Raw genomic sequence first — 18,243 nt, 5'->3', positions numbered from 1 at the left:
ACCATGCAGCAGATACGTGAGGACGTCGCCGATGTGCTGGGGGAGGACCCCGCGGACATCCCCGACGACGAGAACCTCGCCGACTACGGGCTCGATTCGGTCCGGCTGATGAGCCTGGTCGAACGGTGGCGCCGTGAGCACGGCGCAGACATCACGTTCGTCGCCCTCGCCGAACGCCCCGCCATCGACGCGTGGTCGCTCCTGCTGGGGGCCCAGGCATGACGGCCCTGCCGACAGCCGAACCCGCCGCGGAGACCGGAGCGGCGGACGGCGGGGGGCTTCCGCTGACCGCCGCCCAGTCGGGCATGTGGTACGTGCAGGCGCTCGACCCTGAGAGCCCCGCGCTCAACACGGCCGAATACCTCGAGATCGAGGGGCCCTTGCGGCCGGAGCTGCTGGCTCGTGCGCTGCACCGTACCGCTCGCGAGGCGGACGCGCTGTGCGTACGGATCGAGGAAACACCGGACGGACCACGGCAGTTCGCCCTCGACCCGGGCGCGCCCGGCCAGGGCTTTCCGCTGCACACGGCCGATCTGCGCTCGGAGCCGGATCCGCAGGCGGCTGCCCGCGCCTGGATGGACGACGACCTGACGCGGCCGTTCGACCTCGCCGCCGCGCCGCCGTTCCGGCACGCGCTGTTCCAGGTCGGCGACGAGCGCTGGCTGTGGTACCAGTGCGTGCACCACATCGTCATGGACGGCTTCGGCTACTCACTGCTCGCCCGCCGCACCGCGGAGGTCTACACGGCCCTCGCCGCGCGGGAAGAGCCGGGCGCGAACCCCTTCGGCCGCCTGGTCGAACTGATCGCCGACGACGCCGCCTACCGCGGCGGCGACCAGTTCGACAAGGACCGGACTCACTGGGCCGAAGCGCTCGCCGACCGTCCGCAGGCGCCCGCGCTCGCCGGACGTACGGTGCTGCCCTCCCGTACGTTCCTGCGGCGCAGCGCCCACGTCCCATCCGGGACAACGGCCCGGCTGCGGACGCTCGCCGACGAACTGCGCGCCACCTGGCCGGAGTTGCTGGTCGCGGCCCAGGCGCTCTATGTCTCGCGGGCCACCGGTACTCCTGACGTGGTGCTGGGGATGCCGATGATGGGCCGTATGGGCTCGGTCGCCCTGCGGATTCCCGGCATGGTGATGAACGTGCTGCCGCTGCGGCTGACCGTCGAGGCGGACACCACGCTGGCCGGACTGACGCGGCAGGTCGTCCTCGCCGTACGCGCCGCGCGCCGCCACCAGCGCTACCGGATCGAGGACATCAGGCGTGACCTCGGCCTGCTCGGCGAGGGACGGGCGCTGGTCGGTCCACTGGTCAACATCATGCCGTTCGACTATGCACTCACCTTCGGCGGCAGCAGCGCCGTCCCGCACAACCTCTCAGCGGGCCCGGTCGACGATCTCACCGTCAATGTCTACGACCGGACCGACGGCCGTGGCCTGCACATCGACCATGACGCCAACCCCGCCGCGTACACCGACGACGAACTCCTCGCCCACCAGAGGCGGTTCCTGCACCTGCTCGACCGTATCGCCGGCTGCGATCCGGCGGTCCCGCTCGCACAGCTCGGCATCGCGACCGAGGAGGAAGAGCACCGCGTCCTGGTCGAGTTCAACGACACCGCCCGGCCGCTGCCCGCGACCACCCTGATCGGCCCCGTCGAGGCGCAGGCACGCCGCACTCCCGACGCCACGGCCCTCGTCTTCCGGGGCAGGACGCTGACGTACGCAGAACTGAACGCCGAGGCCAGCCGTCTCGCCCGCCATCTGACCGGACACGGCGTACGGCCCGGCTCGCTGGTGGCGATCGCCCTGCCGCGTTCGGTGGAACTGATCGTCGCTCTGCTGGCCGTACTCAAGGCGGGCGGCGCGTATCTGCCGCTCGACCCGGGCTATCCGACAGGCCGGCTCGCCGACATGCTGGAGGACGCCGCGCCGGTCTGCGTGGTCACCGACTCGGCCACCCGCACCCAACTGCCGGACACTGACCTGCCGTTCATCCTGCTCGACCGGACGGATCTCTCGGCCCTGTCCCCGCTCGACCCGCCCCGCGCGCTCACACCGCAGCATCCGGCGTATGTCATCTATACGTCAGGGTCCACGGGCAGGCCCAAAGGTGTCGTGGTGCCGCACGCGGCCATCGACAACCGGCTGCGCTGGATGCAGCACACCTACCCGCTCGGCCCCGGCGACCGGGTGCTGCAGAAAACACCCTCCGGCTTCGACGTGTCGGTGTGGGAGTTCTTCTGGGCCCTGCGCGAGGGTGCCACCCTTGTCGTCGCCGAACCCGACGGACACAAGGATCCGGTCTATCTGGCCCGGACCATGCAGGAGCAGGCGATCACCGTCTGCCACTTCGTGCCGTCCATGCTCCAGGTGTTCCTCGCGGAGCCGGAAGCGGCCGGATGCTCCTCGCTGCGGGACGTCTTCTGCAGCGGTGAGGCCCTGCCCCGGGACACCGTGCAGGACTTCCACCAGACCTTGCCCACAGCGCGGTTGCACAACCTGTACGGCCCCACGGAAGCCGCCGTCGACGTCACCCACCACACCTGCACACCCGGTCAGAGTGGGCCCGTTCCCATCGGCCGTCCTGTGTGGAACACCCGGCTGTACGTCCTGGACGCGGCACTCAAACCCTGTCCGCCCGGCGTCACGGGCGAGCTCTACCTCGCCGGAGTCCAGCTCGCCGACGGCTACCTTCGCCGCCCCGGCCTGACCGCGATCCGATTCGTCGCCGACCCCCACGGCGAGGGCGGCGCCCGTATGTACCGCACGGGCGACCTCGCCCGGTGGACCGCCGACGGCGAGGTCACCTACCTCGGGCGCACGGACCAGCAGGTCAAACTCCGCGGCCAGCGCCTCGAACCCGGCGAGATCGAGACTCATCTTGCGGCGGTGGACGCGGTGACCGGCGCCTGTGTGACGGTGCGCGAGGACCGGCCCGGTGACCAGCGGCTCGTCGCCTACATCACGGGCAGCGACGCCGTACCCGACCAGGAGACCCTGCGCGCACGCCTAGGCACGCTCCTGCCCGAGTACATGGTGCCCTCGGCGATCGTTTGCCTCGACGACTTCCCCCTCAGCCCCAACGGAAAGCTCGACCGCAAGGCCCTGCCCGCCCCGGCCACCGACACGCACACCGGCGGACGCGCCCCCCGTAACCCCACAGAGGAGACACTGACCCGCCTCTTCGCCGAAGTCCTCGGCCTCGAACGGGTCGGCACGGACGCCGCGTTCTTCGACCTCGGGGGCACATCCCTGCTGGCCGCCCGGCTCATGTCCCGTATCCGCGAAACGCTCGGCATCAGCGCCCCGATCGGGACCCTGTTCCGCGCGCCGACCCCGGCCGCGCTCGCCGAGCGCCTCACCGACGACAACGGCGCTGACACCGCGCTGGAGGTGCTGCTGCCACTGCGCGCGAGCGGCGAGCGCATCCCGCTGTTCGTGTTCCACCCGGCCGGCGGCATCAGCTGGTGCTACTCGGGGCTCCTCTCCGGTCTCGGCAGCGGACAGCCCGTCCACGGCCTGCAGGCCCGTGGACTGATGCACGACGGGGAAGCCCTGCCCGCCACGATGGACGAGATGGCCGCCGACTACGTGGCACAGATCCGCACCGTCCAGCCGCACGGCCCCTACCGGCTCCTCGGCTGGTCCGTCGGAGGCGTCATCGCCCATACCGTCGCGGTCCATCTCCAGCAGGGTGGCGAACAGGTCGACCTGCTGGCCCTCATGGACGCCTACCCGTCGGACCAGTGGAGCGATCTCGCCGGACCCACCGAGGCCGACGCGCTCAACGCCCTTCTGCGCATGGCCGGTTTCGAGGGCGGTGACGGACTCACCCGGGACGGCGTCCTCGCCACCCTGCGCCATGAGGGCAGTGCGCTCGCGGCCCTTCCCGAGCGGGTACTGACCGCGGTCCTCGGCATCGTCACCAACAACGCCCGCCTCATGCGTACCCACCGGCACCAGACCTTCGAGGGGGACCTGCTGTTCTTCACGGCAGCCGCACCCCGCGCCGAGGACTGGCTCACCCCGCACGCCTGGCGGCCGTACATGAGCGGCAGGCTCGACGAGCACAGGCTGGACTGCCTGCATCCCGAGATGACACAGCCACGGCAGCTCGACGAGATCGCCACCGTCCTCATGGCCCGGCTGAAGGAACTCGACACATGACCCAGCCTTTCGACCCCACGGGCACGCCCGAGCCCACCCATCTCGTCCTCGTCAACACGGCGGGGGCACGGTCGCTGTGGCCGGTATTCCTGCCCGTGCCGGCCGGTTGGGCCACGGAACACGGCCCCGCATCACACGAGGACTGTCTGCGGGCACTGACGCCCGCACAGCCCGCGCCGCCCGGCTGATCCGGCTGGGCAGAAGGCCCGGGATACGAATTCCGGCGACTTGCGCCGCCCCTGCGGACGAATTCGGCGACCGCATTCCCGATTCCCGGCCGGAACGTGTCAGCGATATGTCAGACGAGGGGGAACGACCGACAACTGACAAGCCCTGCTTTCATAGTGAGGCAGGGGCCCAGCAGGGGCGCATATCCACGGTGCCACAAACCGGCATCCACTTCTCATTGTTCTGGAGGAACAAGCATGTCCCGCACCCGAAGCACAATTCGCCGCCGGGTCCTACTCGCCGCCGCCATAACCGCCACCTGCGCGCTCGGCCCGGCCGGCATGGCCATGGCCGCCGCCCCGGCGCAGGTTCACACGCTCCAGGCGTCCTACACGGTCGACTCCGCCCAACTGGGCCAGGGGCTCTACCAGTCCGCCTACTCCGCGCGGAACAACGTCCTGTGGGTCACCAGCTCGGTCGGATACCCCCCGGTCACCAAGACCCAACTGCTCAAGGTGGACCCGTCGACCCTGAAGGTGAAGGCCGCCTACACGCCGCCCCTCAAGGACGAGGCCACCGGGGCGCGGGAGGCCGTCTACGGCGTGGCCGTCGACGACGTGCACAACACCGTGTGGACCACCAACACGCTCGACAACTCCCTTGCCGTCTACAGCCAGCGGACCGGCCAGCACCTGGCCTCGCTGCCCGGCGTGAAGCACGCCCGTGACGTCGTCGTCGACCAGCAGCGCAATCTGGCCTGGACCGCCGGGCTCGAGGACGGCAGCATCGTCGCCTTCGACACCCGTACATACCAGGAGAAGAAGCGCGTCACGGTCACGGGCGCGACACCCGCGGGCGTTGCCGTCGACGAGCGCACCGGCACCGTCTACGCGGCCGATCTGACCAACGGTCAGCTCATCGAGGTCTCTCCGGCATCCGACACGCCCAGGCTGATCCCGGCCGGCAAGGGCACGATCGACGTCGCGCTGTCGGCCGACGGCCGGACCGCCTACGCCGCCAATCAGGCGAGCGGTTCCCTCGCCGTCATCGATCTGCGGGCGGGAGTGGTGCAGAAGGAGATCGCGACGGGAGCGGGCGCCCTCGCGGTCGCGACCGACGCGTGCACGGGCAACGTCTACGTGGCCAACAGGGAATCCGGTACGACCTCGGTGGTCGACCCCCGCAAGGGAATCGTGCTCGCGAACCTTGCGACCGGTGCGAACACGGACCATGTCGTCGTCACGCGCGGCACGGCCTATGTCGTCGACAAGGCGGCGGTCGGCGCGGAGGCGATGGACTCCATCCACCGTATTCGCGCGACCGGCTGACCGGCTGCGGCACCTGAGCGCTCCGGACGGCGGGCTCCGCCGTCCGGAGCGCTCTGTGCTGTCACGGCCGGGTCCCGGATGCGCGCCCCGAAAAGCGCCCTGATGTCCGAAAAGGCCCGCATAGGCGGTTCATCTTTATTGTTATTCGATGCCCGCATAAGAGGAATCCGGGCGAATTCCAATTATCCTGCGCGCAACGCCGCAAACCGGACTCCGTTGCCTTCTCCTCCAGTGAAATGGGTCACGTCCCGAAGTGCCCACGCAGGGCGGCGTGGCGCCCAGTCCCGTTCTGCGACAAGAAAGTTGAGATTCTCGATCATGCCGACCGGCGGGAATTTCTCGCGAATAATCCGCCTCGCGAATTGAAATGTGAATTCGGGACTTGTTTCGCCCGGTCTGCCTCGCTTACGGTCACGACAACCCGGATGGACCGCCGAATCCTGCCGCCGTCCGGAAACCGCACCCACCCACTCACGTACGTACGGCAGGAGCGGGGGACCCAGGTAAGCCGCCGATCCGGAATACGGAACGGCTTGGGGTGAAGTCGCCGTCACATTGCGGCCGGGCATCTCCAGCCCGAACCCGACAGCTCACCTCGCAGGCGACGGAGAGGAATTCGTCATGCCCGCAAAGGGTAAGCATCGCCGTCCCAAGTCCAGTGCACTCAGCCGCGGTCTCGTCGTCGCGGGCACGGGTGGCGCCGCACTCGTCCTGCCGGTCATCGGCACGACCGCCGCCTCCGCGCAGACGGCACCGCAGTCCACTCCCGCCGCCAAGACCTCGGCCACTGTTCCCGTCCTCGCGAAGAAGGCCGGAACCACGACCTACTCCGTCCTCGCGGGCGACTCCCTTGCCAAGATCGCGGACCAGCTCAACGTCAGCGGCGGCTGGAAGAAGCTCTACAAGGACAACCGCAAGGTCGTCGGTGACGACCCGCGGCTGATTCACCCGGGCCTCAAGCTGACGATCGGCAAGAAGGCCAAGGCGGCCCCCGCCTCCGATCGAGCCGACCGGGCCGACCGCTCCAAGCGGACGAAGACGCTGACCCCGGCGAAGAGCGCCCCCGCCGCGAAGCCCAAGAAGAAGACGTACTCCAACGACCTCGACGGCTGGATCAACGAGTCGCTGGACGTCATGGCCAAGCACGGCATCCCCGGCAGCTATGACGGCATCCACCGCAACATCATGCGCGAGTCCTCGGGCAACCCGCTGGCCATCAACAACTGGGACTCCAACGCCCTGGCCGGAACGCCGTCCAAGGGCCTCCTGCAGGTCATCGACCCCACGTTCTTCGCCTACCACGTGCCCGGCACGTCGATGGACAGCTACGACCCGGTCGCCAACATCACCGCCGCATGCAACTACGCCGCCGACAAGTACGGCTCGATCGACAACGTGAACGGCGCCTACTGAGCCTCACAGGTCGCGGCGGTTCACGACGACCAGGGCGAGAACCGCCGCGACGAGCGGCCAGACAGCGCGGGCCCTTTTCCTCACCGGTCCTTCGAGAGCGCAAGCAGCTCGGCGAACAGACCCCCGGCATGGACCAGGTCCTCGTACCGGCCCTGTTCGGTGATCCGTCCCTGCTCCATGACGATGATGCGATCCGCCAGCCGGGTGTTCTCCAGCTGATGCGTCACAACGACCGTGATGCGGTCGGCCGAGATCGCCTTGATCGCCTCGAGGATGCCGTGTTCACCGCGCGCGTCCATCTGCGACGTCGGCTCGTCCAGGATCAGCAAGGATGGCCGCCGGTACAGAGCGCGTGAGCAGACCAGACGCTGCCACTGTCCACCCGACAGCTCGGATCCGCCGTACAGTTCGCGCGCCAGCAGCGTGTCGAGCCCCTTGGGCAGGTCGTCGATCGCCGCGCGCATCCCCACGGCGTCGACTGCGTCCCACACCGGCCCGTCGTCGAAGGTGCGGGGCTGCCCCAGCGTGACGTTCTCCCTTGCGCGCAGGGGCCATTGGGCGAAGATCTGCGGGACCAGCCCGGTCCCCGCCCACACGGAGTCGGGGTCGGCGGCGGCGAGATCGACGTCACCCCAGGTCACTCGGCCCTTGTCGGCCAGGAAGATCCCGGTGATCAGCCGCGTCAGGGTGGACTTGCCCGAACCGTTCTCCCCGACGATCGCGACGATCTCGCCGCGGCGGAGCGTGAGGGAGACATGGTCGACGGCCGGAGCCTCCTTGCCGGGGTACTGGTAGACCACCTCATCGAGCCGGATCTCCTCCACGCTCCCCGGGGCGATCAGCGCACCGCGCTTGGGCGCCAGTTGCTGGGCCAGGTCGAGGAAGGACCGCATGTCGGCGAGGTACAGGCTGGTGTGGAACATCGCCGCTCCGTTGATGACGAGCTGCGAGAGCGCGGCCAGCGTGGTCTGAACGGCGACAACGGCGGTCGCGGCGATGGCGATGCCGACTCGGCCGGTCATCGCGAGCCAGGCCAGGGTGGCCCAGGTGCAGACGAGGAACAGCCCGCCGAGAGCGGAGGTGGCCAGGACGATGCGCAGCATCCGGGGCGCGATCGTGAGGGTGCGCCGGTCGATACGGTCGGACAGCGTGCGGTACCAGAACAGCAGGTAGTCGGTCATGCCGTTCGCACGGACCTCGTCGCCGTACTTGGACGTTGTCGCCCACCAGCGCATCATTCCGCGGACATTGCGGTCGGCGACATTGGCGTAGTGGGTCTCATAGTCCACCTTGGCCGAGAGCACGGCGCCGATACCGGCCGGGAGCACGGCGAGCAACAGCAGCGGCAGCATCAGCGGGTGCATCAGCGTCAGGACACCACCGGCGGCGACCATGCGCACCAGCGCCGCCATGAAGCGCTGCGCGTCCTTCACCATCATCGTCGTGCGGACCACGCCCATCTCCGCGGCTTCCTGCCGGTCGGCGAACCCGTCCGTACTGTAGGCGGACGCCTCGACCCGGCAGACCGCTTCGACGAGTGCGGTGTCGGCCGCCGTGGTCAGCGTGGGCGTGATCCGCCCGTCCGCATAGGAGGCGAAGGCACCGGCGATCCGTCCCGCGGCGGCCGCGGTCCCGACGACCAGCAGCGCGGGGAACGCCGCGTGGAGACGGGCGGAGACTTCGCCGCTGCCGAGGAGGGGATGCATCGCGCGGGCGGTGAAAGCCAGCAGCACGGCAGCCGCGACACCTGTGAGGACCTGGCAGGCCAGCAGGAGAATCACAGCCGCGCGATCGATAAGCCAGGCCATCCGGGAGGTCTGCCCCAGCACCGCCGGCAGGCGGGAGCACAGGGCGGTGAACGAGACCTCGCCGAGGGGGTTCTTGCCGTAGTGGCCCTCGAAGGTGATCTCCGCGGGCGGGGGAGGCGGCGGCGTTGCCACGTTCGCTGCGGCGGAGTTGGTGTCGGTCACCTGCCAACCTCCACAAGTTTGGACGTGGACGCGCGCAGCCCGAGCTGAACCTTGCCGGCCTGCTCGAACACCAGGTGAACTCCGATGACGTTGGCATGTGGATGCATGAAGGCTCCTCGGACGTCGGTGACTGGGGTCAGCGCATGAACAACGTTGCTGATCAGCGGCGCGTAACGGTCGAGTCGTCGCTCGAAAGTTCGACCGCTCCGCCCGGTGCTTGCCAGGACTGGGCAGAGGGGTCGTGATCCATAGTTCGAATCACCCGCGCGGGAATCGGTACCCGTTCTGGGGATTGCCTGGTGAGAGGTCGGGCACCAGTGGGTGGTCAGTGAGCTGGAGGCCCACTCGGCGCGTTGGCGTGGTGGTCGGACCGTCGTCGAGAGGCAGACGAATGCGACGTCCTTCTCCACGCACAGCGGTATGACAATGACCAACTGGCGGCGTAGTCGATGTGGTGTTGCAGCAGTGCGTCGCGGGCCTCGGTCTGCCATTCGGCGATCGAGCAGGTCGTCACCCGCAACCCGGGACGGCCGGGGCCGTGCGCCGCGTTCGTGATCCACCCCTCCGGGCCGGGATACTGGTCAGACCTGGCAGGTGGCCGTACGCTTGCCGGTAACTCGAGCAGGCCAAAGCGTCGTTGAGGATGACGGTCGCCGCGTCAGGGGCCGGCGGCCGCGCGCCGGATCGCGTCCAGCGTGCGCTCCACGTCCTCGTCCGTCGTCGACCAGTTGCTCACCGAGATCCGCATGACGCCGCGGCCGTGCCAGGTGGAGCCGCTGATCCACGCCGTGCCGTCGGCGAGCAGCCGGGTAAGTACCCGTTCCGTGCGTTCGTCGTCGCCGAACTCGGCGCAGACCTGGGTGAACTCGACGTCGTTGAGCACCGTCGCCCCGTCGATCCCGGAGATACCGGTCGCGAACGTGGAGGCGTGCCGGCACAGCCGGTCGATCAGGTCGGCCACACCGGACCGGCCGAGCGACCTGAGCGCGGCCCACACGGTGAAGGCCCTGCCGCGCCGGGAGAGTTCGGGGACCTTGTCGATGGGGTCGCCGTGTTCGTCCTGGATGAGGTAGTCGCCTTGGAGGCCCATCGCCGCCCGGAGTGCGGACGGGTCGCGCACGATGGCGAGGCCGCAGTCGTACGGAACGTTCAGGGTCTTGTGGGCATCCGTCGCCCACGAGTCGGCGTCGGCGCAGCCCGCCATCAGATGGGCGTACGCGGGTGAGGCGGCCGCCCACAGTCCGAACGCGCCGTCGACGTGCACCCACGCGTCCGCCTCGTGAGCGGCGCCGACCGTCTCGGTGAAGGGGTCGAAGGCACCGGAGTGGATGTCTCCCGCCTGGAGGATCACGATCGTGGGGCGCTGTCCGCCGGCAGCCAGGGCGTGCCGCAGCGCCTCGGGCTCGATGCGTCCCTGATCGTCTGACTTCACCAGTTCGGGTTCGCCGAGCCCCAGGTAGCGCAGGCCCAGGTCGATGGCCATGTGGCGGTCCTCGCCAGCGATGACATGTACGGGCGGTCCGCCCGCGAGCCCGTCGCGGGCGACGTTCCAGCCCGCGCGCCGCAGCACCGCGTCGCGTCCGGCGGCGAGGCAGGTGAAGCTCGACATCGTGGCGCCGGTGGTGAAGCCGACGGCGCTGTCGGCCGGCAGACCCAGCAGGTCGAGCAGCCACGCGCCGGCGATGTCCTCCACGGCCGCGTGCGCGGGTGAGACGGCGCGCATGACGCTGTTCTGGTCCCAGGCGCTGACCAGCCAGTCGGTGGCCAGCGCGGCCGGTTCACTGCCGCCGACCACGAACCCGTAGAAGCGGCCACTGGGAAACGCGGTGAGTCCCGGCTCGCAGGCGGTGGCCAGAAGCTCGACGACGTCGGCGGGGGTGCTCGGATCCTGCGGCAGCTCGGTCCCGAGCGCGCGCACGATCTCGTCGACCGAGGCGCGAGCCGGAACGGGGCGATCGGACAGGCTCGCCAGCCAGCGGACGGCGTGGTCGTACGCCTGGTGCAGCGCTGTCTCCCGCGCATCCATGCCTCGGACTATGAGACAGGTGCGGCCGCCACGCAACCGGGGGCGGAACCGGGGCGGAATCGGCCGGCTATGTCTGGCGGACGGCTGCCCGCTGGCGGGCCGTTCGTACGGCCGCGGAGAGGTGGCCGATGTCGTAGGCGCCGTGGTGGCGGATCCCGTTGACGAAGAAGGTCGGTGTCCCGGACACGCCGCTGAGGTCGGCGGATTCCACGTCCTCGGCCACCCGTCCCGCGCCCATCCGCTTGCGCAGGTCGCGCTGGAAGCGCTGGACGTCCAGACCGATCTCCTCCGCGTAGCGGATCAGATCCGAGGGCTTCAGCGCGTCCTGGTGTTCCATGAGGAGGTCGTGCAGCCGCCAGAAGGCGTCCTGCACGGCCGCTGCCTCGGACGCTTCCGCCGCGAGCTGTGCCCGGGGGTGGACGTCGGTCAGGGGCAGGTGCCGCCAGACGTAGCGGACATCCCCGAAGTCGGCGAGGAGAGCGCGGACGACGGGTTCCGCCTGACCGCAGTAGGGGCATTCGAAGTCGCCGTACTCGACCACGGTCACCGCGGCGTCCGGGCGCCCGCGGATGTGGTCGCGTTCGGGGTCGACAGGCGCGGCGAGGTCGACGATGCCCTCTGTCGCGCCCAGCAGTGCACGAATCTGCGTACGGCGCGGCAGCAGCCGGATCACGGCCGTGACCGCCCAGGTGAGGGCGAAGGCGCAGATCACCGCGCTGAGGATGCCGATCTTCGCCTCTTCCAGCTGGTCGCCGCTGAAGGCCAGGGTCGCGATCAGCAGGGACACGGTGAAGCCGACGCCCGCGATGGTGCCGCCGGCCGCCGTCGCGCCCCAGCCGACCGGCGGGCGCAGCCGCCCGTGGCTGAACCGGAACGCCAGCCACGACGTACCGAGAACCGCGACCGGCTTGCCCAGGACGAAGCCGAGCAGGATGCCGAGCGTGACGGGTGAGTCCGCGGCGCGCGACAGCTCATGGGCGCCGATCGGGATGCCCGTATTGGCCAGCGCGAACAGCGGCACGATCACATAGCTCGTCCACGGATGGAACATCCGCTGCAGCCGCTCGTTCGGCGAGATGGCCGATGCCAGTCCCTGCCGTACCGAGCGCTCGAGCTCTGGTGTCGGCTGCTCGCGGAACAGCCGGAACAGCCCGCTCGCCCGCTCCAGGTCGCTCCGGGCCGCCGGATACGCGTACGTGATCAGCCCCACGGCCAGACCGGTGACCACCGGGTCGACGCCGGACTTCAGCAGCGCCGTCCAGGTGGCGATCGCGAGCAGCGCGTACACCGGACCGGGGCGTACGCCTGCGGCCCGCAGCCCCAGAATGGCGCCGAAGATGCCCAGCGCCACCAGGAGGGCCGGGACGACGATGCGGTCACTGTAGGCGACCGCGATGACGCCGAGCGCGACGAAGTCGTCGACGACCGTGACCGTGAGGATGAAGACCCGCAGGCCGGCCGGCAGGCGCGAGCCGAGCAGGGCCAGCATGCCAAGGGCGAAGGCGGTGTCCGTGGACATCGCGACGCCCCAGCCGTGCACCGAGGCGTGGCCACTGTTGATGCCGAGAAAGATGGCCACCGGTACGACCATGCCGGCGATACCGACGAGCAGCGGAAGCGTGACCCGACGCCGTTCGCGCAGTTCCCCCATGTCGAACTCTCGCCGGGCTTCGAGGCCGACGACGAAGAAGAACAGGGTCATCAGACCGTTGTTGACCCAATCGCGCAGGTCGAGCGACACGCCATGGGAACCCAGCTCCAGCGACAGGTGCGTGCCCCAGAAGGTGTCGTAGGAGCCGGGCCAGATATTTGCCCAGACCAGCGCCACCACCACCGCGGCCAGCAGGAACGTGGCACTGCCCGTCTCGGTCCGCAGGAAGTGCCGCCACGGCGTCCGCAAGTCGTCGCCGCACACGGTCTGCCCGGACATGCTTCCGGCCGCGGAGGGTTCGGTCACGCGGTGATTCTCTCCCGTACCCGGCCCTCGGGCCTGCTGTCGCGCGGATCGCCGTGTCACCCGTGGTGTCGCCGGGCCCCGAAGCGGTGGGCGACGACGCCCGGTACGGCATCGTCCAAGGCCGAATCAGCACCCACCGCCACGGCGCAGCGTCCAGACAGACGCCGTTACTTCACGTTGACCGCGCCCCAGGCAGCGGCGACCGTCTTCGCCTCCGTGCCGTCCGCGCCGTACAGGTCGTTGGCCGCCTTCACGGTCGCCTCACGGGCGGCCTTGTAGTCGGTCGTCGAGGTCATGTACGTGGTGAGCGCCTTGTACCAGATCTTGTAGGCCTTATCCCGGCCGATCCCGGAGACCGTCGAGCCGTCCGAGGTCGGTGAGTCGTAGTCGACCCCGTTGATCGTCTTCTTGCCGCTGCCCTCGGACAGCAGGTAGAAGAAGTGGTTGGCGATGCCGGAGGAGTAGTGGACGTCCACATCTCCGGCGCCGGCCTTCCAGGCGTCCAGGGACTTGCCGTCCTTGCTGGGCTTGTCCATGTAACGCAGGGGCGTGCCGTCGCCGTTGATGTCGATCTCTTCGCCGATGAGGTAGTCGCCGATGTCCTCCTTGTTGTTGGCGAAGAACTCCACCGAGGTGCCGAAGATGTCGCTGGTGGCCTCGTTGAGACCGCCCGACTCACCGCTGTACTCGAGGCCCGCGGTGCGGGAGGTCAGGCCGTGGCTCATCTCGTGCCCGGCCACGTCGAGCTCGGTGAGGGACTTCTTGTCGCCCTCGCCGTCGCCGTACGTCATGCAGAAGCAGCTGTCGTCCCAGAAGGCGTTGACGTACGACTGGCCGTAGTGGACCCGGGAGTACGCGGCTTTGCCGTCGCCCGCGATACCGCTGCGGCCGAGCTCGGCCTTGTAGAAGTCCCATGTCATGGCGGCGCCGTAGGCGGCGTCGACGCCGGCGGTCTGCCGGTTGTCGTTGCTGCCGCTGCCCCACTTGTCGTCGTCGTCCGTGAGCAGCTTGCCGGTGCCGCTCTGGCCCTGGTTGAGGTCGTACGTCTTGTGGCCTCCGCGCTCGCCGTCGGTGAGCTCGAATCCGGAGCCGTTCTTGGTGGTGGTGAGGGGGACCTCGCCGCTGTACTGGCTGGCGCCTGTGCCCGTCTCGATGGCCTCGTACTGGTGCAGCTTCCTGCCCGTGGTGGCGTCCGTGACGATGTGCAGCCTGCTCGGCGTACCGTCCTTCTGCACACCGGTCTTGACGGTCTCGAAGGCGAGGACGGGCTTGCCGTCGCGCGCCCAGATCACCTTGCGGGCGCCGGCCGCGGCTTTGCGTACGGCATCGGTGGTCGCCACCGATATCTGGGCGTCGTTCGCCTTGTCCACGCTCTTGAGGCTGCCGTTTTCGGCGGCGTGCGTGACGAGGTCACCGCCGAGGACGGGCAGTCCGGCGTACGTGCGCTCGTAGCGGGTGTGCACGGTGCCGTCGGCGTCCTTGACGACGTCACGGACGACCAGCTTCTCCTTGGCGCCGAGGCCGAGCTCCGCCGCAGCCGAAGTGGCGTCGGCCTGAGCGGACTTGATGGCGGCGGCACGCGCGGACACGCTCGTCGGGGCGGGGGTGGGGTCGCCCGCGCGGTCGGGTGCCGTAGCGGCGGAAGCGGTCTGTACGCCGACGACCACCATGGCGGCCGTGGCGACGAGAGCAGCGGCGCGCCGGGTGTTCTTGTGGGGGGTCATGCGATCTCCGTCGTTCGGTCAGTGGGGGGTAGATCACTCTCGAACGTGCCACCGACTGAACGAAATTGACAGAGTGTCAACAATTACCTCACAATTTTTTGACCAGTTCTTGTCCGAATGGGCTTCAGTGTTGTCCGTTACCCGGCGAGCGACCCCCCTCTGTTTCGAGCGCCAAGGGACGCGTAGATTCCAGGCTTTGACGTTTGATCACTTCTGGGGGAGACGTGGACTGGGGGACGCTCGTCGCGGCGGTCAGCGGTGGCTCCATCGCCATTTCCGGCACTGTTCTGGCCGACTACCTTCGCCATCGCCATGAACAGGACCGAGGAGTGGGGGAGCGGCGACGGGCCGTGTACATCGAGTTCATCACCGCCGCCGGAGCCTGCCACGCGCGGCTGCGCCAGATCGCCCAGGCCCCGGGCGCCGAAGCCGACCTGGACACGGCGGCCCGCGAGGCGCTGAGCGATGCCGCGATCCACGAAGTACGGGAACGGCTGTTCATCGACGCGACCACCGAGGTCGCCGCCGCCGGGCAGACGATGTTCCAGCAGCTGCGCGCTCTGCAACGTACGGTCGCGGCAGGCGAGTCGCTGACATCACCCGCCTTCCACGATGCGTACCACCCCTACATCGGCACGGTCTGGACCTATCGGGTCGCGGTGCGCGGGGAGTTGGAAGGAAAGCCGCTCGCGCCCGAGGATTTCGGATGGGACGGGTGGGACGGCAGGGACCGATGCCCGATCTGCCAGGCCGCCGTCGTCACCGGGACGTAGACGACGCGCTCCTGCCGCTCATGACCTGCCCCTCAGGACCTGCTCTTCTCGTCCGGAACGCCCTCCGCGGCGGTCCGGACCTGGTCACGCAGCTCGCGGAGAGCATCGGCAGGCGCCCCCAGTCCGTTCAGCTCGAGCCGCGCGGCCTCCACACGGGAGTCCGGGTTCGTACTGAAGGCGAAGACGAGCGACTGGTGCAGCATCCACTGGTGGTAGGACAGCAGCCGTACGGCGCGCTCGCGGACCTCGGCGACGTCGCCGTCCGCGGGAAGGGCGCGCACCATCCCCCGCAGGCGGTGGTAGACCACCACCTGCTCCCCGGCCGCTTTGGCGACGGCACCCGGTACCCGCTCCGGCTCTCCGCACGCGGCCACCACCTGGTCCGCCAGCGGCTGCGCGGCGACCGCCGCGTCGAGGACGTCCGCCAGGGTTCTGAGCTGCTCGGATCGAGCGGGCCGCTCCGGAGTCGTACGTCCGGCGGGCCGTCGGCGTCCGAGCATGCGGGCCGCGCGGTGCAGCAGGTCCTGTGTGACAAGGGATATGTGGGACGGAGGGTTGTGAGCGGCATCTACGGGCATGGCTCCTCCTGGTCACAGCCCGACCAGATCTCGTCAGTGGAAGATCAACAGCTGCGGTGAACCCCATAAACCGGCACGCTGTGCGCGCACCTTCAGTGTGCGCCGTCCATCGCCCGGTGGCACCACACCGATGCTGCGTGGTTCACGGCGCCGTCGACCGGCATCCCGCACACCGGAGGTTCCCGGGACTAGCCTCCACAGCATGCTGCGTATCGCCGACACCCGCACCGGTCACCTCGTGGAGATTCCCCCCGGACACCGCCATCTGCTGCGCATCTGCGTCCACCTGCCTGTCATCGACACCGCGAGCGGCACCGAGATCAGCGCGGCGCATCTGCGGGCGCCCCTGGTCGGCGACGTGATGGCGCGCGCGGCGGAGTTGCACGGCCTGCAGGCCGTCATGGTCCTCACCGCACCGGACCTGCCGTACGAGCAGGCCCGGGCGCTCGACCGAGCCATGGGCGCACTCGGCATCCATCCGCCCGCCGCCGTCGACACTCACGATGCGACCGGGTCACGCGGCACCCCCGCCGACGTGCACCTGTTCGCTCACGGCACCGACAGCGATGCCGCCGAAGGAGCGCGGATCGACGTGGGCGGCGTCAGCCCTGGACGTGCGGACGACGTGGGCGTCGAGGATCCCCTCGCCGTCAGGATGCTTCTTCTCGGCCACGCCCACAGCGTGCCGGTCGCCGTCACTCCCGCCGGGCTCGCCGAAGCCGGGAGGGCATTGCGGCACTGGCGACAACAGGTGGCCGACTGGGCGCAGGAGCCGTCCCGGCCGATCCCCGCCGACCTGCGGCGACAGGCCTATGCCGCGCTCGACGACAATCTCGGCGTCCCAGCCGTCCTGGACTTGCTGTCCGGCCTGGAACGGGACCCGGACGTCCCGGCCGGAGCGAAGTTCGAGACCTTCGCCCATCTCGACCGTGTCCTCGGACTTGACCTGGCACGCGAGGTCGGCCACCAGCAGCGGGAGACGCCATGACAGCTGCAGACTTCCGGCGCCTGGTCGTGCTGCGGCACGCCAAGTCCGCCTGGCCCGACGATGTGGCCGACCACGAGCGGCCTCTGGCCCCGCGAGGCCGACGCGACGCCCCGGTCGCGGGCCGCTGGCTGCGAGAGGCCGACTGCGTGCCTGACCTCGCTGTCTGTTCCACCGCCCGCCGCACGCGCCGGACGTGGGACCTCGCCTCGGCGGAGTTCGGCGTCACGACGCCGGTGATCCACGACGTACGCCTGTACGGCGCGGATGCGACGGAACTGCTCGACGTCGTACGGGAGACTCCCGCACACGTACGCACGCTGATGCTGATCGGGCACAACCCCGGCATGCAGGACCTGGTCCTGATGCTGGCCGGCGAGGCGGACGGCATGGCGCTGGAGCAGACGCGTACGAAATTCCCGACGTCCGCCATCGCTGTCCTGCGGGTGCCGGGCGCCTGGTCGGATCTCGACGAGGGAGCGGCCCGGCTGACCGGGATGGTCGTGCCCCGCGGCGCGAAGCCCTGACCCGTGGCACCGGTGTCCACCTGAGGGGCCGGGGAATGCGACAGGACCTCGGCGCGTTACCAGCATCAGCACGCTACTGGTAACAATGACCATCTGGAGGCACCGCATGGCACGAAGCGACACCCGACCGGTCATCACACTCCGGTCGACTGCCGGAACCGGTCACACCTACGCCACCCGCAAGAACCGGCGCAACAACCCCGATCGCCTGCTCCTGCGCAAGTACGACCCCACCCTCGGGCAGCACGTCGTGTTCCGCGAGGAACGCTGACCCGCTCCCGTACACCGCAGCCGGCCAAACGCCCGTCTCAAGCGAAGGATCCGCGCATGAAGTCTCGTATCCACCCCATATCCCGGCCGGTCGTCTTCCGTGACCGTGCGGCGGGCACCGCGTTCCTGACGACCTCGACCGCGGACTCCGCCCAGCGCGTGGAGTGGGAGGACGGCAACAGCTACCCCGTCATCGACGTGGAGATCTCCTCTGCCAGCCATCCGTTCTACACCGGAACCTCGCGGGTCGTGGACACCGCCGGCCGCATCGAACGGTTCGAGCGCCGCTACGCATCCGCGGCCTCCCGGGGCTGATCACCCCACGTCCCCCGGTGGGCGCTCAGTCGGGCGC

The 18,243-nt window shown here is 69.4% G+C and carries 15 protein-coding genes and 1 riboswitch; of the genes, 10 read left to right on the top strand and 5 right to left on the bottom strand.

Going from position 1 to position 18,243, the window contains the following annotated elements; genetic code table 11:
* Positions 1 to 3 precede the first annotated feature (3 nt).
* The 5 genes from OG905_RS03660 to OG905_RS03640 all read left to right on the top strand — a co-directional run bounded on the left by OG905_RS03660 (position 4) and on the right by OG905_RS03640 (position 7,081).
* Positions 4 to 222, top strand: coding sequence for a phosphopantetheine-binding protein (locus OG905_RS03660; protein WP_443043888.1), 219 nt, complete (start codon positions 4 to 6; stop codon positions 220 to 222).
* Complete coding sequence (locus OG905_RS03655) at positions 219 to 4,172, top strand: amino acid adenylation domain-containing protein (protein ID WP_328666141.1); 3,954 nt, start codon at positions 219 to 221, stop codon at positions 4,170 to 4,172. Before OG905_RS03660 ends, OG905_RS03655 begins: the two co-directional genes overlap by 4 nt.
* The gene (locus tag OG905_RS03650; RefSeq protein WP_328666140.1) at positions 4,169 to 4,360 is read left to right on the top strand and encodes an MbtH family NRPS accessory protein; all 192 of its coding nucleotides are present in this window, start codon (positions 4,169 to 4,171) and stop codon (positions 4,358 to 4,360) included. The genes OG905_RS03655 and OG905_RS03650 overlap by 4 nt, the downstream gene beginning before the upstream one ends.
* A gap of 237 nt (positions 4,361 to 4,597) precedes the next feature.
* Positions 4,598 to 5,668, top strand: coding sequence for a YncE family protein (locus OG905_RS03645; RefSeq protein ID WP_328666139.1), 1,071 nt, complete (start codon positions 4,598 to 4,600; stop codon positions 5,666 to 5,668).
* Between the two features lie 454 nt (positions 5,669 to 6,122).
* A riboswitch (cyclic di-AMP (ydaO/yuaA leader) is annotated at positions 6,123 to 6,287 on the top strand.
* 2 nt (positions 6,288 to 6,289) lie between these two features.
* Positions 6,290 to 7,081 (top strand): transglycosylase SLT domain-containing protein, encoded by a 792-nt coding sequence (locus OG905_RS03640; protein ID WP_328666138.1) that lies wholly within the window; start codon positions 6,290 to 6,292, stop codon positions 7,079 to 7,081.
* Between the two features lie 80 nt (positions 7,082 to 7,161).
* Here OG905_RS03640 and OG905_RS03635 read toward each other — a convergent pair whose 3' ends face one another.
* From OG905_RS03635 to OG905_RS03620, 4 genes are all read right to left on the bottom strand, one after another.
* The gene (locus OG905_RS03635; RefSeq protein ID WP_328666137.1) at positions 7,162 to 9,051 is read right to left on the bottom strand and encodes an ABC transporter ATP-binding protein; all 1,890 of its coding nucleotides are present in this window, start codon (positions 9,049 to 9,051) and stop codon (positions 7,162 to 7,164) included.
* A 658-nt stretch (positions 9,052 to 9,709) separates the two neighbouring features.
* Complete coding sequence (locus OG905_RS03630; protein ID WP_328666136.1) at positions 9,710 to 11,077, bottom strand: pyridoxal phosphate-dependent decarboxylase family protein; 1,368 nt, start codon at positions 11,075 to 11,077, stop codon at positions 9,710 to 9,712.
* 67 nt (positions 11,078 to 11,144) lie between these two features.
* Complete coding sequence (gene nhaA, locus OG905_RS03625) at positions 11,145 to 13,007, bottom strand: Na+/H+ antiporter NhaA (RefSeq protein ID WP_328682011.1); 1,863 nt, start codon at positions 13,005 to 13,007, stop codon at positions 11,145 to 11,147.
* A gap of 194 nt (positions 13,008 to 13,201) precedes the next feature.
* On the bottom strand, positions 13,202 to 14,758 hold the full coding sequence (locus tag OG905_RS03620) for a M4 family metallopeptidase (protein WP_328666135.1): 1,557 nt from the start codon (positions 14,756 to 14,758) through the stop codon (positions 13,202 to 13,204).
* Between the two features lie 203 nt (positions 14,759 to 14,961).
* Between OG905_RS03620 and OG905_RS03615 the strand changes: the two genes are divergently transcribed.
* On the top strand, positions 14,962 to 15,531 hold the full coding sequence (locus tag OG905_RS03615) for a CchlQ (protein ID WP_328666134.1): 570 nt from the start codon (positions 14,962 to 14,964) through the stop codon (positions 15,529 to 15,531).
* 32 nt (positions 15,532 to 15,563) lie between these two features.
* On the opposite strand, the gene OG905_RS03610 is transcribed toward OG905_RS03615, so the two are convergent.
* Positions 15,564 to 16,109 (bottom strand): hypothetical protein, encoded by a 546-nt coding sequence (locus OG905_RS03610; protein WP_328666133.1) that lies wholly within the window; start codon positions 16,107 to 16,109, stop codon positions 15,564 to 15,566.
* 202 nt (positions 16,110 to 16,311) lie between these two features.
* On the opposite strand from OG905_RS03610, the gene OG905_RS03605 reads away from it, so the two are divergent.
* The 4 genes from OG905_RS03605 (at position 16,312) to OG905_RS03590 (ending at position 18,206) form a co-directional block, all read left to right on the top strand.
* Positions 16,312 to 17,097, top strand: coding sequence for a hypothetical protein (locus OG905_RS03605; RefSeq protein WP_328666132.1), 786 nt, complete (start codon positions 16,312 to 16,314; stop codon positions 17,095 to 17,097).
* Entirely contained in the window at positions 17,094 to 17,621 is a 528-nt protein-coding gene (locus OG905_RS03600) for a SixA phosphatase family protein (RefSeq protein WP_328666131.1), read from the top strand. The genes OG905_RS03605 and OG905_RS03600 overlap by 4 nt, the downstream gene beginning before the upstream one ends.
* Before the next feature lie 106 nt (positions 17,622 to 17,727).
* Positions 17,728 to 17,892 carry a 50S ribosomal protein L33 gene (rpmG, locus tag OG905_RS03595; RefSeq protein WP_328666130.1) on the top strand — a complete coding sequence of 55 codons (165 nt, stop codon included), beginning with the start codon at positions 17,728 to 17,730 and terminating at the stop codon, positions 17,890 to 17,892.
* A gap of 56 nt (positions 17,893 to 17,948) precedes the next feature.
* On the top strand, positions 17,949 to 18,206 hold the full coding sequence (locus OG905_RS03590) for a type B 50S ribosomal protein L31 (protein ID WP_328666129.1): 258 nt from the start codon (positions 17,949 to 17,951) through the stop codon (positions 18,204 to 18,206).
* The last annotated feature ends 37 nt before the right edge of the window (positions 18,207 to 18,243 follow it).

Source organism: Streptomyces sp. NBC_00322 (assembly GCF_036147535.1).
GTDB lineage: Bacteria > Actinomycetota > Actinomycetes > Streptomycetales > Streptomycetaceae > Streptomyces.
Note: the sequence above shows the minus strand (reverse complement) of the source record. Positions and strands in the feature narration are given on the sequence as shown.

Coding starts and splice junctions, on each gene's coding strand:
- OG905_RS03620 (WP_328666135.1), bottom strand. CDS start 14,758: ATGACCCCCCACAAGAACACCCGGCGCGCCGCTGCTCTCGTCGCCACG.
- rpmG (WP_328666130.1), top strand. CDS start 17,728: ATGGCACGAAGCGACACCCGACCGGTCATCACACTCCGGTCGACTGCC.
- OG905_RS03660 (WP_443043888.1), top strand. CDS start 4: ATGCAGCAGATACGTGAGGACGTCGCCGATGTGCTGGGGGAGGACCCC.
- OG905_RS03640 (WP_328666138.1), top strand. CDS start 6,290: ATGCCCGCAAAGGGTAAGCATCGCCGTCCCAAGTCCAGTGCACTCAGC.
- OG905_RS03605 (WP_328666132.1), top strand. CDS start 16,312: ATGCTGCGTATCGCCGACACCCGCACCGGTCACCTCGTGGAGATTCCC.
- OG905_RS03590 (WP_328666129.1), top strand. CDS start 17,949: ATGAAGTCTCGTATCCACCCCATATCCCGGCCGGTCGTCTTCCGTGAC.
- OG905_RS03610 (WP_328666133.1), bottom strand. CDS start 16,109: ATGCCCGTAGATGCCGCTCACAACCCTCCGTCCCACATATCCCTTGTC.
- OG905_RS03655 (WP_328666141.1), top strand. CDS start 219: ATGACGGCCCTGCCGACAGCCGAACCCGCCGCGGAGACCGGAGCGGCG.
- OG905_RS03630 (WP_328666136.1), bottom strand. CDS start 11,077: ATGGATGCGCGGGAGACAGCGCTGCACCAGGCGTACGACCACGCCGTC.
- OG905_RS03645 (WP_328666139.1), top strand. CDS start 4,598: ATGTCCCGCACCCGAAGCACAATTCGCCGCCGGGTCCTACTCGCCGCC.
- OG905_RS03600 (WP_328666131.1), top strand. CDS start 17,094: ATGACAGCTGCAGACTTCCGGCGCCTGGTCGTGCTGCGGCACGCCAAG.
- OG905_RS03650 (WP_328666140.1), top strand. CDS start 4,169: ATGACCCAGCCTTTCGACCCCACGGGCACGCCCGAGCCCACCCATCTC.
- nhaA (WP_328682011.1), bottom strand. CDS start 13,007: ATGTCCGGGCAGACCGTGTGCGGCGACGACTTGCGGACGCCGTGGCGG.